The sequence below is a fragment of the Halorubrum sp. Atlit-28R genome (assembly GCF_003665955.1).
Taxonomy (GTDB): Archaea; Halobacteriota; Halobacteria; order Halobacteriales; family Haloferacaceae; genus Halorubrum; species Halorubrum tropicale.
This window is the reverse complement of sequence record NZ_QPLS01000002.1, coordinates 289,904-304,485: the sequence shown is the minus strand read 5'-3', so window position 1 is coordinate 304,485 and position 14,582 is coordinate 289,904. Positions and strand designations below refer to the sequence as shown.

The 14,582-nt window shown below is 72.1% G+C and carries 13 protein-coding genes and 1 pseudogene; 8 read left to right on the top strand and 6 right to left on the bottom strand.

What is annotated here, in order from left to right:
• Position 1: 1 nt before the first annotated feature.
• On the bottom strand, positions 2 to 1,189 hold the full coding sequence (locus DVK06_RS05035; RefSeq protein WP_121599527.1) for a glycosyl transferase family 2: 1,188 nt from the start codon (positions 1,187 to 1,189) through the stop codon (positions 2 to 4).
• Between the two features lie 114 nt (positions 1,190 to 1,303).
• Complete coding sequence (locus tag DVK06_RS05030; RefSeq protein WP_121599526.1) at positions 1,304 to 2,488, bottom strand: MFS transporter; 1,185 nt, start codon at positions 2,486 to 2,488, stop codon at positions 1,304 to 1,306.
• A gap of 173 nt (positions 2,489 to 2,661) precedes the next feature.
• Between DVK06_RS05030 and DVK06_RS18895 the strand changes: the two genes are divergently transcribed.
• The gene (locus tag DVK06_RS18895; protein WP_167551897.1) at positions 2,662 to 2,832 is read left to right on the top strand and encodes an HVO_0758 family zinc finger protein; all 171 of its coding nucleotides are present in this window, start codon (positions 2,662 to 2,664) and stop codon (positions 2,830 to 2,832) included.
• Between the two features lie 78 nt (positions 2,833 to 2,910).
• Here DVK06_RS18895 and DVK06_RS05025 read toward each other — a convergent pair whose 3' ends face one another.
• From DVK06_RS05025 to DVK06_RS05010, 4 genes are all read right to left on the bottom strand, one after another.
• Complete coding sequence (locus DVK06_RS05025; RefSeq protein WP_121599525.1) at positions 2,911 to 4,266, bottom strand: hypothetical protein; 1,356 nt, start codon at positions 4,264 to 4,266, stop codon at positions 2,911 to 2,913.
• Positions 4,266 to 4,931, bottom strand: coding sequence for a hypothetical protein (locus DVK06_RS05020; RefSeq protein WP_121599524.1), 666 nt, complete (start codon positions 4,929 to 4,931; stop codon positions 4,266 to 4,268). Before DVK06_RS05020 ends, DVK06_RS05025 begins: the two co-directional genes overlap by 1 nt.
• An 80-nt stretch (positions 4,932 to 5,011) precedes the next feature.
• Positions 5,012 to 6,124 (bottom strand): aldo/keto reductase, encoded by a 1,113-nt coding sequence (locus tag DVK06_RS05015; protein ID WP_053771397.1) that lies wholly within the window; start codon positions 6,122 to 6,124, stop codon positions 5,012 to 5,014.
• An 84-nt stretch (positions 6,125 to 6,208) separates the two neighbouring features.
• Positions 6,209 to 6,829: a bifunctional 2-polyprenyl-6-hydroxyphenol methylase/3-demethylubiquinol 3-O-methyltransferase UbiG gene (locus tag DVK06_RS05010; RefSeq protein WP_121599523.1), complete on the bottom strand. Its 621-nt coding sequence runs from the start codon at positions 6,827 to 6,829 to the stop codon at positions 6,209 to 6,211.
• 268 nt (positions 6,830 to 7,097) lie between these two features.
• Here DVK06_RS05010 and DVK06_RS05005 point away from each other — a divergent pair, with 268 nt between their 5' ends.
• The 7 genes and pseudogenes from DVK06_RS05005 to DVK06_RS04975 all read left to right on the top strand — a co-directional run bounded on the left by DVK06_RS05005 (position 7,098) and on the right by DVK06_RS04975 (position 14,571).
• A complete protein-coding gene (locus DVK06_RS05005; RefSeq protein ID WP_053771395.1) occupies positions 7,098 to 7,826 on the top strand; it encodes an SDR family NAD(P)-dependent oxidoreductase in 729 nt (242 codons plus the stop codon).
• A 38-nt stretch (positions 7,827 to 7,864) separates the two neighbouring features.
• A pseudogene (locus DVK06_RS05000) lies at positions 7,865 to 8,326 on the top strand (GMC oxidoreductase); the annotation flags it as partial.
• Between the two features lie 112 nt (positions 8,327 to 8,438).
• On the top strand, positions 8,439 to 9,248 hold the full coding sequence (dacZ, locus tag DVK06_RS04995) for a diadenylate cyclase DacZ (RefSeq protein WP_053771393.1): 810 nt from the start codon (positions 8,439 to 8,441) through the stop codon (positions 9,246 to 9,248).
• A 3-nt stretch (positions 9,249 to 9,251) separates the two neighbouring features.
• The gene (locus DVK06_RS04990) at positions 9,252 to 10,040 is read left to right on the top strand and encodes a mechanosensitive ion channel domain-containing protein (RefSeq protein WP_121599522.1); all 789 of its coding nucleotides are present in this window, start codon (positions 9,252 to 9,254) and stop codon (positions 10,038 to 10,040) included.
• A 61-nt stretch (positions 10,041 to 10,101) separates the two neighbouring features.
• Entirely contained in the window at positions 10,102 to 11,319 is a 1,218-nt protein-coding gene (locus DVK06_RS04985) for a sensor histidine kinase (RefSeq protein WP_121599521.1), read from the top strand.
• A 75-nt stretch (positions 11,320 to 11,394) separates the two neighbouring features.
• Positions 11,395 to 12,057 carry a GNAT family N-acetyltransferase gene (locus DVK06_RS04980; RefSeq protein WP_121599520.1) on the top strand — a complete coding sequence of 221 codons (663 nt, stop codon included), beginning with the start codon at positions 11,395 to 11,397 and terminating at the stop codon, positions 12,055 to 12,057.
• 81 nt (positions 12,058 to 12,138) lie between these two features.
• Complete coding sequence (locus DVK06_RS04975; RefSeq protein WP_121599519.1) at positions 12,139 to 14,571, top strand: DEAD/DEAH box helicase; 2,433 nt, start codon at positions 12,139 to 12,141, stop codon at positions 14,569 to 14,571.
• Positions 14,572 to 14,582 lie beyond the last annotated feature (11 nt).

Genomic DNA, 14,582 nt, shown 5'->3' with positions numbered 1-14,582 from the left:
GTCAGTCCTCCCCCGGCGCGGGCTCCGCGTGTCCGTCGTCGGTCGCCGAGCCGCCGACGGCGTCGCTCCCGCTGCCCTCCGAGCCGTCGCCGCGGACGGCCACCAGGTCCGCCTCGGCGGCCTCTCGGACCTCGTCGGGGTCGACCGGCGCGTCCTGCCACGCGGGGAGCCGCGTGTCGGGGCCGGGCTCGCCGAGGGCCTCGGCGTAGGTCGCCACCTGCGAGCGCTCGTCGTCGGCGTCGTACGAGAGGCCGTTGAACGCGGCGTCGGCGGCGTAGCCGTCGACCAGCGTCGCCGCCGCGTCGCGGTACCGGTCGGCGAGGCCCTCGTAGTCGACGTCCACGCCCGCGTCCTCGACCGCGCGCAGCGTCGCCGCGCCGACCGCGCGGCTCATGTCCGCGAGCCCGGTCGGGCCCTCGACGGAGCGGTGGTCGTGCTCGTAGCGGCCGAGGTCGACCTGCGCGCTGTCCGCGAAGCCGGCGTGGTCGAACGCCTCCCCGAGCGTCCCGACCTCGAGCCCCCAGCCGCGCTGGACGCGGAGCCGCGAGACGAGGTCGCTCGTCGCCGCGAACTCCCCGGCGAGCGCGTAGCGGAACGCCGAGAGGTACTCCAGGACCGCCGGCTCTCGCCCGGGCGCGGCGTCACCGAGCGCCCGGACCAGCGGCCGGAAGAACAGCCTGAACAGCCGCCCGTACAGCGAGCCGTCCTCGACGCGGGCGTAGTACCCCTTCGAGAAGGCGTAGCCGCGCCCGAGCGGGAACAGCAGTCGGTTGACGAACGCGGGCGAGTAGGTCTTGGTGTCGGCGTCGTGGACGACGACGAACTCCTCGTCGAGCGCGCGGCCGAGGGCGAGCCACACGTCGCGGCCCTTGCCGCGGTCGCCGTCGAGCCCGCGCGCCTCCAGCAGCGAGGCGAGTTTTGGGCCGTCGCACCACAGCGTCTCCACGTCGATGTCGAACCCGTCGAGCCAGTCGGCGAACGGGCCGGCGCGGTCGGCCGACGCCCGCAGCGGGACGATGACCCGGGCGGGGTCGACCGTCTCCAGCGTGGACAGCACGCGCTCGGCCGCGAGCGTCCCGTACTCGCGCTCGGTCATCGGCACGACGACCGCCGCGCGGTCCGTCGGGGCGTCGGGCCGGTGGTCGGTCAACGCGTGGAGGGTCGTCACGCGCTCCTGAACGTACTCCATTTACCGATCACACGGGAGCGACGCTCAAAACAGGTGCGGTACCCCCGACCCGTTCGAAGCGTCCGAACGGGCTCCGCGCTCCGGTCCCGTCGCCGGCGGCGCCGCGCCGTCGCGTCAGGCCGCCCGCGTCGAACCCGCCGCTCCGCCCGGGACGCGCCCGAGGCGGTAGAGGACCGCGTACCCGGCGACGAGGAGCGCCAGCCCGCCGGCGAGCGCGAGGAAGACGGCGTCGTAGCCCGCGCCCGCCTCGACGGCCTCGCCGACGACCCACGAGCCCGCCGCCTGCGTGGACATCATCCCGGCCGAGAACATCGCGTACGCCGACGCGCGCGACTCGTCCGGCAGCGACGCCAGCAGGTACGTGTCCCCGGCCGGGAACAGCATGTGGATGGCGAACCCGACTACGACGCTCGCGGCGATCACCGCCGCCAGCCCCTCGGCGACGACGACGAGGACGACGCCCCCCACGAACGAGGCGACGATGCCGAGCAGGTAGGGGACGTGCGGGAGCCGGTCCGCGAGGTCGCCCGAGACGAGGAAGGCGGGGACGCCGGCGGCGAAGATGACGGTCAGGAGGTTCCGGGCCGTCGCCCGGGGGAGCCCCTTGTCTATCATGTACAGCTCGTAGAAGTTGAACAGGCCCTGCCACACGAAGCTCGTGAGGCCCATCAGCACGACGCCCGCGACGATCAGCTTCCACTCGCCGCGGGCCGCCGCGAGGAAGTCGGTGTCCCCGGCGCCCGCGTCCGGGAGGTCGGTCCGCTTCGCGAGCGCGACGAACAGCAGCGTGCTGACGGCCGCGGCGAGCGCGAGCGCGTAGAAGGCGTAGCGCCAGTCGTACCACAGCGCGACGGTGACGGCGGGCGCGGCGATGACCGCGGAGAGCTGGCTGGCCATGCCGTGGACGCCCATCACGCGGCCCACGCGCTGCGGGAACAGCTCAGAGATGAACGGGTTGGCGGCGACGAAGTAGACCCCGGAGGCCAGGCCCACCGCGAAGGCGGCGACCATGAGCGCGAGGACGCCCGGCGCGAGCGCGACGCCGAGCGCCCCGGCGGTCAGCATCGCGCCGGAGACGACGATGACGCTGCGCCGCGCGAACCGGGTGAGCGCCCAGCCCGCGGGGAGCCGCGGGGCGGCCGAGCCGAGCCACGCGAGCGTGACGATGAGCCCGGCGGTCCCCTCGCGGATCCCGAACGCGTCGATGAACTCGCCCACGAGCGGTGCGAACACGACCCGGGCGAAGTTGACGAGGAAGACCAGCGCGCAGAGCGAGCCGAACAGCCTGGTCCGTGACACGGCGGCGATTCCGCGCGCCCGGACACAAGGGTTGCGAAAGCGCCCGGTCGGGCACCGCGAGCGTTCGATCTCGACGGGGGAGCCCGCACCGTTCCGCCCGCCCGCGGTTTCGCCGAGGTCGTCAGACCGACGTCGTACAGGGTTTTTATGCGCCCCGGCGACAAACCCCGGGTATGAAATCCACGCGTAAGGGGCTCCGCGACGGGGACCTCGTCAAGGACACCTACGAGCGGCTCAACTGCGCCGACTGCGACCAGGTCCTGAAGAAGGAGAACGATCCCGACGAGGTGTTCTCGGTCCGGATCTGCCCGGAGTGCGGCACGCGGTACAAGGAACTCCGCTGAGGTCGCCGCGCGCCCGAGACGTCGACCCGCCGCCCGAGTCAGCGCCTTCACCATCGCCCTCTCCTCGCCCGCCGTCGTTCAGGAGCCGAACGAGTCCGCGACCGACGCCGTCACCGCCAGCGCCTCGTCGGTCACGATCTCGATCCACCGGTATCGCGTGTACGCCTCGACCGTCGACCTGGCGGTCCGGTCGGCCGCCGCGAGGGCGCCGTCGGGCTCGTCGAACAGCGCGAGGAACTCGGCCGCCAGCCACCGAGCGAGCGGGTTCTCGCTCCCGGCGAGCGACGACGCCGACTCGACGGCCCCCTCGCGCGCGTCGCCGATCGCCGCCGGGTCGTCGGGGAACATCGCGTCCCCCTCCTCGACCCGCGACGCCACGGCGTCGAGCGCACGGAGCCGCGTCCACGCGAGCGCCGTTCGGGTCAGCCCCGTCGCCGGGTTGTCGGGCTCGTAGTCGCCGAACGCGACCGGGTCGAACCACATGCCGTCGAAGCTCCGGTAGACGGCGCTCGACAGCAGGGCGTCGCTCGGCGCGCCGCGTTCGACCGCACGCTCGTCGACGAACGCCTCGGTGCCCGGGCTGTGTCGGAGGTCCTCGACGCCCTCGCCGTGGAGCTCGCGGAGACGGTCGCCGACCGCGCGGCCGATCCGGTTCATCTCGCGGCGGAGCGGCTCGGCCACGGACGCCGGATCGCCGAGCGACGCCGCGTACCGGTCGCGCAGGTACCGGCCCGCCTCGACGTGCGACTGGACGCGCTCGATCTCGCCGATCGCGTCTCCCGTCCGAAGCGGGTTCGCCCGGTCCGCGGGCCCCACGCCGCCGCCGACGAGCGTCCGTCGGCGCGCCACATCGCACCACCGCTCCATCGGCCCGTACACCGCGACGGCCGCGAGCGGGTCCGCCGCCGGACCGGGGAGTTCCCGCAACGTCTCGGACGCTCGGCGGCGCACCGTTCCGAGATCCGGGGCCACCGCGGTCGGGTCGCCCTCGACGGTCACGGCCGCCCACGTGCCGACGGCTGTCGCGGCGTGCTCGCGCGCCGTTGCGTACCGCTCGGCCGCCCCCAGCGGCGTCAGCGACGCCGGTCCGCCCGGCAGCGCCTCGCGGGCCGCCGTCCGCTCGGTCTCGATCTGCTCGCGGAACTCGCCGTTCGGGAGCGTCTCCGCCGTCAGCGGCTCCGGGATCGGACTGAGCAGCCGGTCGACCCGGTCCGCGAAGGCGGCCGCGACCTCGGGCTCGACGTCGACGGGAACGAGCCGGGGGCGCTCCGGGACGGGCTCGTCGAACGAGGTCGGGACGCGCTCGATGTCGAGCGACGGCGGGTCGTCCCAGAAACGCGGGTCGCCTCCCCGACCGGAACAGCCGGCGAGCGAACCGAGCGCGACGGCGCCCGCCGCGGCGAGCGCGTCGCGTCGCGTGAGCCTCCGAGACATCAGAAGTCACCCCACTCGTTGGTCGCCGTGGCGTTGCCGGGCACGGTCGCGTTCCCGTCGATCACCGAGTACTCGGTGTTCGTCGTCCGGCACGGCGACCGCCCGCTGGAGCCGGAGCCGCCGATCCGCTCGTCCAGCGCGACCGGTAGCCGGAAGAGCAGCGCCATCGCGACCCTGGTGTCGGCCTCGCACGCCGCGTCGGGCGGCCTGAGCTCGCGGCAGTACTCGTACTCGACGCGCCCGGGCCGCCACGACACCGAGTCGATCTCGAGCCGCTGGCAGGACAGGATTCCGGCCGGCGAGACGTACACCGTCTCCGCGTCGTAGTCCGTCTCGTCGAAGAACTCGCGGACTCGGCGCCGGTCCTCCTCGGCGACGCCCTCGGCGGGCAGCAGCTCGGCCGCGCGGTCGGCGGTCGTGACGAGCTCGCGCCCGACGGAGACCGGCTCCCCGTCGTCGGTCGCCTCGCTCCCGTCGACGAGGACGCGATCGCCGTCGGGGTTCCGCGGTTTCACCACCGTCGGGTCCGTGTCGGTTCCGGAGACTGCCGACGACCTGGCGACGGGGCCGGAGCCGTCGGCCGGGTCGTCACCGAAGCAGCCGGCGAGCGCGCCGACCGCGCCGAGGGCGGCGCTATCCAGGAGGGCACGTCGCGTGGGGGACATACGCCCCGGTTGAACCGGTCCGGACAAACGTTTTGTGGCGTTCGCCCGACGGTGCTCTCCCCTCTCGCGCCGCGGCCGACTCACTCGAAGACCGCGTCGAACGCCGACGCGCCGAGCGGGTCGAACGTGCCGGCCGCGACGTTCTCGCGGACGTGCTCGGGGTCGGTCGTGCCGACGAGCGACGCGGTGACGCCGGGGGCGCTCCGCGCGAAGTTGAGCGCGCGCTGGGCCGGGGTCTCCCCCGCGAGCGTCGCGTCCACGTCCGCGGGGATCGCGCCCTCGACAGCCAGGTCGCCCTGCCCGAGACTCGCGCTCGTCACCACCGAGAGCCCGGCCTCGTGAGCGAACGTGAGCGTCGAGACGGGCCCGTCGGCGTCGGCGCCGGGCGGCGCGGGCTGGTTCCGCCGGGTGAACGCGTCGGCCATCGCGACGTTGAACGGCAGCTGGACCGCCGCGAACCCGTGGTCGTCGTCTGGGCCGACCGCCTCGCCGGCGGCCTCGGCGCGGGCGAGCACCTCGGCGAGCGAGAGGTAGCCGTCGGCCCCCTGCGGCACGCGGAAGGCGCTCCACGACGCGACGCCGTAGGCGCCGACGTCGCCCGCGGCGCGCCGGCGTTCGAGGGCCTCGAAGGCGGCTTCGAGCGCGTCGTACACCTCGGACCGCGAGCGCACGGCGAGCTGGGTCTCGGGGTTGTGGACGTAGAAGCAGTCGACGGAGTCGAGGCCGAGCCGGTCGAGCGAGCGGTCCAGCGACCACTCCAGGTACGCCGGCGTCATCGCGTGGGCGCCGTTCGCGAGGTCGCCCGGGTCGACGATCCCCGGCTCGACGAAGCGCTCGCGGACGTAGGCGCTCGGGTCCGCGGGGCGCTCGCCGTCGAACGGGAGGAAGCCGCCCTTCGTCGCGACGACGACCGACTCGCGGTCGACGGGCGCCTCGGTGAGGGCCTCGCCGACGACGCGCTCGGCGCGGCCGCAGCGGTAGTTGGCCGCGGTGTCGACGTGGTTCACCCCCGAGCGGAGCGCCAGTCCGATCGACTCGCGGGCGGCGTCGTCGACCGCGGGCGTCGGCTCGCCGAGGTACGTCCCGATCCCGAGGCTGGAGACGACGCCGGGGCCGAAGCGGCGGAAGTAGGTGCGCCCGAAGGCGTCGCCGAACCGGTTCCGGTACCCCCAGAGGGCCTCGCGAGTCGCCATGTGGTCGTGGTAGTCGGCTCGCTGGTAAAAGTCGCGCGGGATGCGGGGTCGCCGCCGGGGTTCCCGACCCCGCGAGGGCGCCCGTCAGTCGGTCACGCGGAAGGTCCGCGCGGTGTCCCTGTCGCCGCGGACCGCGTCGACCTCGACGAGTCCCAGCGAGGTGAACACCTCGCCCCAGTCCCGGTAGTACAGCGGCGTCTCGTCGTCGACGTAGTTCACGTCCGGATCGGTCGCCTCCGTCTCCCCCGCCGGCTCCTCGATCTCGGCCGTGACGAGGACCTCATCGGTGATCCGCGCGATCTCCTCGAAGACCCTGTCGACGTCGGGGTGAAGGTGTTGGAGCGTCTCGACCGAGTACACGGCGTCGAACGCCCCGTCCCCGAACTCGCCGACGAGGTTCTCTATCGCGCCGCAGTAGAACGTCCCGTCGGCGGCCAGGTCGGGGTAGGCCTCCCGCATCACGTCGAACGCGTCGGCGTTGATGTCGACGCCCGAGAGGTCGTCGAAGCCGTGGGCCGCGAGGTGACCGAGGTGGCGGCCCGACCCGCAGCCCAGTTCGAGGACGGCCGCCTCGCGGTCGAGGTGCGCGGTCAGCGCCTCGCGGATCCGCTCGCTCGTCTCGTTCGGCCCGCGGTGGGCGTAGTACGTCGGCGAGTACTCTCCCGCCCGGTCCGTCCACGCGTCTCGGACGGTGTCGATGTTCACGGGTAACGACTCTGGCGGGGTGGCATAACGGCGTCGGACGGCGCCCGGCGCGCGCCGGTGCCACCGCGGCCCGCTCGGACGCGTCAGGCGCCGCCCTTCTCCGGTCGCTCGCGCTTCGTCCGCGGTAGTTAGCGTGCGTCTGAAGCGACGAGTTCGGTCGTCTCGGTCCTCAATCCACCGCGGATTCCCGGCGGAACGAAACGAGGGAAGCGCATATTAGTATAAATATTCCGAAAGAAATACAAAATATACACACAAACGAGTAAATATGCTCGACGGAAAGACGGCGATCGTCACCGGCGGCTCGGCCGGCATCGGAAAGGCCATCGCTGCGGAGTTCGTCGACCGAGGGGCGTCGGTCGTGATCGCGAACCGGACCGAGGAGACGGGCCGAGAGACCGCCGAAGAGCTCGGCTGTTCGTTCGTTCAGTGCGACGTCTCGTCGTACGAGTCCGTCGAATCGCTGGTCGAACGGACGGTCGACGAACACGGCGGACTGGACATCCTCGTGAACAACGCCGGGATCGGGCTCACCGGAACGGTCGAGGAGACGACGCTCGACGACTGGCACAGGCTGTTAGAGATCAACCTCAACGGCGTCGTCTACGGGACGCGAGCGGCCATGCCGTCCCTGCGCGAGTCCTCGGGGGCGGTCCTCAACGTCGCGTCCGTGTTCGGGCTGGTCGGGGGGCCCCAGACGGCCGCGTACGCAACCGCGAAGGGCGCCGTCGTCAACTTCACACGAACGACGGCCGTCGATTACGCCGACGCCGGCGTCCGGGTGAACAGCATCTGTCCCGGCTTTGTCGAGACCGAGATGACCGAGTCCGAGCTTAACGACGACTCCTTCTACGAGTTCGTCCTCAGCCAGACGCCGATCGGCCGAATCGCCGAACCGGAAGAGATCGCCGAACCGGCGGCGTTCCTCGTTTCAGACAAGGCCTCGTACATCACCGGAGTCAACCTCTCGATCGACGGCGGGTGGACGACGCACTAGCGCGCGCCCCCGTCGGCGTCGACTTCGTCCTGTCACGTCGTATTCGCCGTGACCTGGACGACCCGTTCGCCGACCCCGCGATCGACCCGAACTACCTGGACGAGCGCGCGGACCTCGACGCGCTCGTCGAGGGGGTCAGGCGGGCCCGCGACATCGCTCGGCAGGACGCCCTCTCGGGGTACGTCGGCCGCGAGCGGTGGCCCGGCGAGGACGTTGAGACCGACGAGGAAATCGCCCGCCACGTCCGGGGGACGTGTCACACCGTGTATCACCCCGTCCGGACGTGTAAGATGGGTGACGACGAGGCGGCGGTCGTGGACGACGAGTTCCGGGTCCACGGGGTCGACGGGCGCCCCGTCGTTGACGCGAGCGTGATGCCCGCGATCGTCGGCGGCAACACGAACGCCCCGACGATCGCCCTCGCCGAGCGGGCGGCGGACCTGATCCGCGACGATCGGACGGCGACCGGCGAGAGGCGGACGTCGGCCGCCGGCGATTAGCCCGACCGACGGTCGTCCGACCTTCCGCGGCGAGCAACACGTCGGCCGCGCCTCGGCGTCAGACGCGCGCACGACGCAACGACTATACGGACTCCGGGAGTCACGTGCGGTAATGGCCTCGCTCACCGACCACCTGGCGGACCTCGTCGCGGACGTCGACGCCGCGTTGCTGTTCTCGCCGACGAGTTCCTTCTACGAGCGATTCGCTGACGCCGAGGTCGAGGTCGTCGTCGTCGCGCCCGACAACGATGTCGACGCCGAGACGTTCGTCGAGCTGCCGCTCCCCTTCGACAACGTCAAAGACCGGATCGGGTTCGGCATCGAGGGCGCCATGGACGCAGACCTCCTCGCGGAGGGCGACGAGGTGGCCTGCGTCGCGTCGGTGTTCGACGGCGGCTCGGACGCGGTCGTCCGCGTCACCGTCGACGAGGGGATCCACACCGGCATCTACGACCTGTTCGCCAACTCCCGGGCCGAGCCGAGCGTCATCCGCGACGTGTTCGAGGTCGCGATCGAACTCGGACAGAAGGGGCAGAAGGGGAAGCCCGTGGGCGCGCTGTTCGTGGTCGGCGACGCGGGGAAGGTGATGAACAAGTCCCGTCCGCTGTCGTACAACCCCTTCGAGAAGAGCCACGTCCACGTCGGCGACCCCATCGTGAACGTCATGCTCAAGGAGTTCTCGCGGCTGGACGGCGCGTTCGTCGTCTCCGACTCCGGGAAGATCGTCTCGGCGTACCGATACCTCGAACCCGCGGCCGAGGGCGTCGACATCCCGAAGGGGCTCGGCGCGCGCCACATGGCGGGCGGCGCGATCACCCGCGACACCAACGCGACCGCTATCGTCCTCTCCGAGTCGGACGGGCTCGTCCGGGCGTTCAAGGCCGGCGAACTCGTCTTGGAGATCGATCCGGAGGAGTACTAAGCGATGTCAGCGGGCCAGGTCTCCGTCCCCGAGTTCGTCGCGACAGTCCCGTACCGGATCTGGCTGGCGCTCGGGGTGTTCGCGCTCGGGCTCGTGTTAGCGTACCTCACCGGCGTGGTCAACCGCCGACTGCTCCGCCGCGCCGGCGTCCCGGAGGTGATCGAGGGGACCGCCTTCGAGCGGACCGCCCGCGAGTTCGACACCTCGACGGTGGGGATCCTCGCGCGGCTGTCCAGCTACTTCATCGTCGCCGTCGCCGTCATCGTCGCCCTCACGGTGGCGGACGTGAACTACCTCGAACAGTTCTGGTCGGGGGTCGCCGCGTTCCTCCCGCGGCTGTTCGTCGCGGTGGTCGTGTTCATCGTCGGCATCGTCGTCGGCGACAAGGCGGAGCTGCTCGTCGCCGAGCGCCTCCGCGGAATCAAGCTCCCGGAGCTCGGCGTGCTCCCGACGCTCGTGAAGTACAGCGTCGTGTACGTCGCGACGCTCATCGCGCTCGGTCAGGTCGGCGTCCAGACGCTCGCGCTCATCGTGCTGCTCGCGGCGTACGCGTTCGCGCTCGTGCTGTTCGCCGCGCTCGCGACGAAGGACCTCGTCGCCTCGGCGGCGGCCGGCGTCTTCCTCCTCCTCCGCCAGCCGTACGGCATCGGCGACGAGGTGCGGGTCGCCGGCGAGCGCGGCGTCGTCCAAGAGGTTGACCTCTTCGTCACCCACATCGAGACGGACGGGGAAGAGCACGTCCTCCCGAACCACGCGGTGTTCCGCGAAGGGATCGTACTGATCCGGGAGTGACTCGCGCGGCGGCGCCGAGTTCGGAACGCACTTACCCGGCCGTGTTTTAGGCTCGCCTAAAATGAGGCGACAGGAGGAACAGCTCGTCGGTGCCCTGTTCGACGTGTTGGAGACCGAGGGGCACGACGAGGCCCGGAAGCGCCTGTTACGCGCGTACGAGTCCAGCGCGTCCGAGGGTCGCGACGAACTGATTGAACGGCTGATAACGGAGCTCGTCGCCGTGCTCAACGAGCAGCTCGGCCGCCGAGAAGGTGCCGTCGTCCTCACCGACGCGATCCAGTTCCTCTTCGACCGCCTCGTCTCCGTCGTCGAGGTCGCGCCGGTCGCCATCGTCGTCGTCGACGCAGAGGGTGCGGTCCAGCTCTGGAACGACGGCGCCGAACGGCTGTTCGGCTGGACGGAGTCGGACGCGCTCGGCGGTCGCCTCGTCTCGAAGGAGGCGGACGCGAGCGGGCCGTTCGGCGACTCCCTCTCGCGGCTCGAACGGGGCGAGCGTCTGACGGGGGTCGAAACGCGCCACCCACACCGAGACGGCTCGCTGGTGGAGATCCGGTTCTGGGCGGCCCCCCTCCGCGATCGACACGACGACTTCGCCGGCGCCACGTACGTCGCGGCCGACGTCGGAGAGCGGAAGCGCCGCGAACAGCGGCTGACCGTACTCAACCGTGTGTTGCGGCACAACATTCGCAACGACGTGAACGTCGTGTTGGGTCACCTCGAAGCGCTCGCGGCCGAGCGACCCGACGACGACCCGCACGTGGCGGCGATGGAGCGGCGGCTCGCGGAGATCGTCGACCTGAGCGACGCGGCCAGACGCGCCGAGCGGCTTCAGGAGTCCGACGGCGAAGCGAGCCGGACGACGTTCGACCTGTCGGCGCTCGCCCGCGATCGTGTCCGGGAATTCGATACCGCCGCCGGGGACGCCGCGTTCAGCGTCGGGGGACCGGACGCCGTCGAGGCCGTCGCCCACGAGCTGCTGCCGTTCGCGCTCGACAACCTCCTGGAGAACGCGGTCGAGCACTGCGGACCGTCCCCCCGGGTACGCGTGGCGGTTCGGGAGGAAGGGGACAGAGCGCTCCTCACGGTGGCGGACGACGGCCCGGGGCTCCCGGCGCACGAGCGGGAGGTGCTGACCCGCTCGGACGAGACGCAGCTCACACACAGCACCGGCATGGGGATCTGGTTGGTCCGCTGGATCGTCCGTAGTTCCGGGGGCGAGTTGCGCGTCGGGGAGAGCGAGGCCGGCGGGACCGCGATCACCGTCGTCCTCCGGCGGTGAGCGCGCCGCGCGGACGTTCCCACCTCGTGAGATCCTATCTCACGATATAACTTACCAGACGATCGATACCCGCGTATGAACGACGACGCCACCGCGGTCTGCGACGGCTGGGACGGCAGCGAGTGCGAGGGGACGCCCCACTGCCCCCCGCGCTGTCCGCGGTTCGTCGACAAGGAGGGCACGCGCTGGACGATCCGCCCGGCGAGGGACGCCGACGAGCCGTTCCTCGCCGAGATGTACGACGCGTTCGACCGCACTCACCGCGCGCAGGGCCTCCCGCCGGTGAGCCGGCGGCGCTGCGCCGACTGGGTCGAGACGATGCTCCGCGAGGCGAACAACGTCGTCGCGGAGCGGAACGGCGAGCTGCTCGGCCACGCGATGTACACGCCGACCGACGCCGCGGTGCCCGAGCTCGCGGTCTTCGTTCACCCCGCCGCGCAGGACCGCGGCGTCGGGACGGAGCTGTGTCGGCACGTGATCGCCAACGCCGCCGCGGCCGACCGAGAGGGGCTCGAACTCCACGTCGAGACCGGGAACCGCGTCGCGCGGAGCGTCTACCGCACGGTCGGCTTCGAGGTCGCCGAGCGACGCGGCGACCTCCGGATGGAGCTCGACCTCGACGAACCGATCGCGACCGAGGTCCGCTGGCCGCCGCTCGCCCGTCAGGGCCCCGCCGAGCCGGCGGTCGACCTCTCTCCCCGTGACGGCGGCCCCGGACGCTCTCCGGCCGACGACTGAGGCGAGGCGGCAGTGCGACCCGCCCTCCGGACCGCCGTCACCGCAACCGTTAGGCCCCGCCGACCCCAGAGTACCGTAACCGTGGACGACGCCATCGAGTGGCTGCGGAACCGCCCCTTCTACGAGGGACAGATCGCCGACCACCGGCGGCTCCCGGCGCGCGAGCCCGAGTTCGGCGACGCGGACCTCGAACCCCGGCTCGCCGACGCGCTCGCGGACCGCGGGATCGACCGGCTCTACCGCCACCAGGCCGACGCGATCGGCGCGGTCCGCGACGGCGACGACGTCGTCCTCGCGACCGAGACGGCCAGCGGCAAGTCGCTCGCGTACACCGTCCCCGCCTTCGAGGCCGCGATGGACCACGGCGGGCGGACGCTCTACCTCGGCCCGCAGAACGCGCTGATCGCCGACCAGGAGGAGTCGCTGTCGGACCTCGCGGCCGACCTCGGCTTCGGCAGCCGGGTCTCGGTCGACTCCTACACCGGGCGGCTCTCGCGGTCGGAGAAGCGGGACGTGCGCGACCGCCGTCCGACCGTCCTCCTCTCGAACCCGGACATGCTCCACTACGCGCTGTTGCCGTACGCCGGGCGCCTCTGGGACTGGTTCTTCTCGTCGCTGGAGTACGTCGTGATAGACGAGGTCCACAGCTACCGCGGCGTGTTCGGCTCGCAGGTCGCGCTTACCCTCCGGCGGCTCGCGCGAACCTGCGAGCGGTTCGGCTCGTCGCCGCAGTTCGTCTGCTGCTCGGCGACGATCAACAACCCCGTCGACCACGTCGCGACGGTCACCGGCCGCGACCCCGAGGGGATCGCCCTCGTCGACGAGGACACCTCCGGGCGCGGGCCGCGCGACTGGGTGCTGTGGAACCCGCCGGAGTACGACGACGACTGGCAGGAGCGCGGGAGCGGTCGGCGGAAGTCGAGCCACACGGAGTCGAAGCGGCTGTTCGTCGACCTCGTGACGGCTGGCGCACAGACCCTGGCGTTCACGCGGGCGCGACAGACCGCCGAGCAGTACGCGACCGACAGCGCGAGCGACCTCCGGGAGCGGGGCGAGCGCGACCTCGCCGGGAAGGTCGGCGCGTACCAGGCGGCGCTCACCGACGACCGCCGCCGGGAGATCGAGGCCGACCTCCACGCCGGCGACCTGCGGGGCGTCTGGTCGACGAGCGCCCTCGAACTCGGCGTCGACGTGGGCGGGCTCGACGCGGTCGTCCTCGACGGCTACCCCGGCACGCGGATGTCGGCCCACCAGCGCGCGGGCCGGGCCGGCCGCGGCGACGACCCCGCGCTGGTGGTGCTGGTCGGCGGCGAGGACCAGCTCGACCAGTACCTGATGCGGAACCCGAGCGACTTCTTCGACGCGCCGCCCGAGGACGCGATCTGTGACCCGGAGAACGGCCAGCTCATGCCCGACCACGTCGCCTGCGCGGCCGACGAGAACTGGCTCTCGCCCGGGGACGAGCGGTTCTTCGGCGACTCGTTCCCGGGCGTGGTGGCCGACCTCACCGACGAGGGCGTCCTGAACCGGCGCGAGGCCGCCAAGGGGACGCGCTGGGTCCACGCCGGGGAGTCGAGCCCGCAGCAGTCCGTGAACCTCCGCACCGCCGAGGAGCGCGAGATATCGCTGATCGAGCGGTCGAGCGGCGAGACGGTCGCCGCGCTCGGGTTCGCCGACGCGCTCCGCGACGCCCACCCCGGCGCCATCTACCACCAGCAGGGCCGCACCTACGAGGTGGTCGACCTCGACCTCGACCGCGACGTGGCGGAGCTCCAGCAGTCGTGGGCGGACTACTACACGCAGGTGCGGTCGGACAAGGACATCGTCGTGAACGAGGACCTCGACGAGCGCGCGCTCTCGGCGCGCGAGGACGTGCCGGTCCGCTTCGCGGACGTGACCGTGACCGAGCAGATTACGGGCTTCGTGCGGAAGGACGCCGCCACGGGCGAGTCGCTCGGCGAGTCGACGCTCGACCTCCCGGAGACGACGCTGCGGACGAAGGCGCTGTACTTCCCGGTGCCGAGGGATCTCGAGCGCGAGATGCGGCGGCTCGGCGACGCGCTCGACGGCGAGGACGCGGGCGACCCCGAGGTCAGCGCCGACGGCGGCGAGGCGCCCGGCGACGGCGACGAACCGATCCCGGGCGGCGAGTACGCGTTCAACGGCGGGATCCACGCGGCCGAACACGGGATCATCTCGCTGTTCCCGTTCCACCTCCTCTGTGACCGCGCCGACGTCGGCGGCATCTCGACGCCGCACCACCCGCACACCGAGGGGCCGGCCGTGTTCGTCTACGACGGCTATCCGGGCGGCGTCGGGCTCACGCGCCGCGGCCACCGCCGGATCGAGGAGCTGATGACCCGGACGGCGCGGCTCATCGACAGCTGCGACTGCGAGGGCGGCTGCCCGGCCTGCGTCCAGTCGCCCCACTGCGGCAACGGGAACGACCCGCTGGCGAAGGCGCCCGCCGTCCGCCTGCTCGAATCGCTGACGGGCACCGACGCGGACGCCTGACCCAAACTGAC

Excerpts from the sequence above, each read along its gene's own strand:
- DVK06_RS05020 (WP_121599524.1), bottom strand. The coding sequence starts at position 4,931 with ATGTCCCCCACGCGACGTGCCCTCCTGGATAGCGCCGCCCTCGGCGCG.
- DVK06_RS05005 (WP_053771395.1), top strand. The coding sequence starts at position 7,098 with ATGCTCGACGGAAAGACGGCGATCGTCACCGGCGGCTCGGCCGGCATC.
- DVK06_RS05025 (WP_121599525.1), bottom strand. The coding sequence starts at position 4,266 with ATGTCTCGGAGGCTCACGCGACGCGACGCGCTCGCCGCGGCGGGCGCC.
- DVK06_RS04980 (WP_121599520.1), top strand. The coding sequence starts at position 11,395 with ATGAACGACGACGCCACCGCGGTCTGCGACGGCTGGGACGGCAGCGAG.
- DVK06_RS04985 (WP_121599521.1), top strand. The coding sequence starts at position 10,102 with ATGAGGCGACAGGAGGAACAGCTCGTCGGTGCCCTGTTCGACGTGTTG.
- dacZ (WP_053771393.1), top strand. The coding sequence starts at position 8,439 with ATGGCCTCGCTCACCGACCACCTGGCGGACCTCGTCGCGGACGTCGAC.
- DVK06_RS05035 (WP_121599527.1), bottom strand. The coding sequence starts at position 1,189 with ATGGAGTACGTTCAGGAGCGCGTGACGACCCTCCACGCGTTGACCGAC.
- DVK06_RS05015 (WP_053771397.1), bottom strand. The coding sequence starts at position 6,124 with ATGGCGACTCGCGAGGCCCTCTGGGGGTACCGGAACCGGTTCGGCGAC.
- DVK06_RS04990 (WP_121599522.1), top strand. The coding sequence starts at position 9,252 with ATGTCAGCGGGCCAGGTCTCCGTCCCCGAGTTCGTCGCGACAGTCCCG.
- DVK06_RS18895 (WP_167551897.1), top strand. The coding sequence starts at position 2,662 with ATGAAATCCACGCGTAAGGGGCTCCGCGACGGGGACCTCGTCAAGGAC.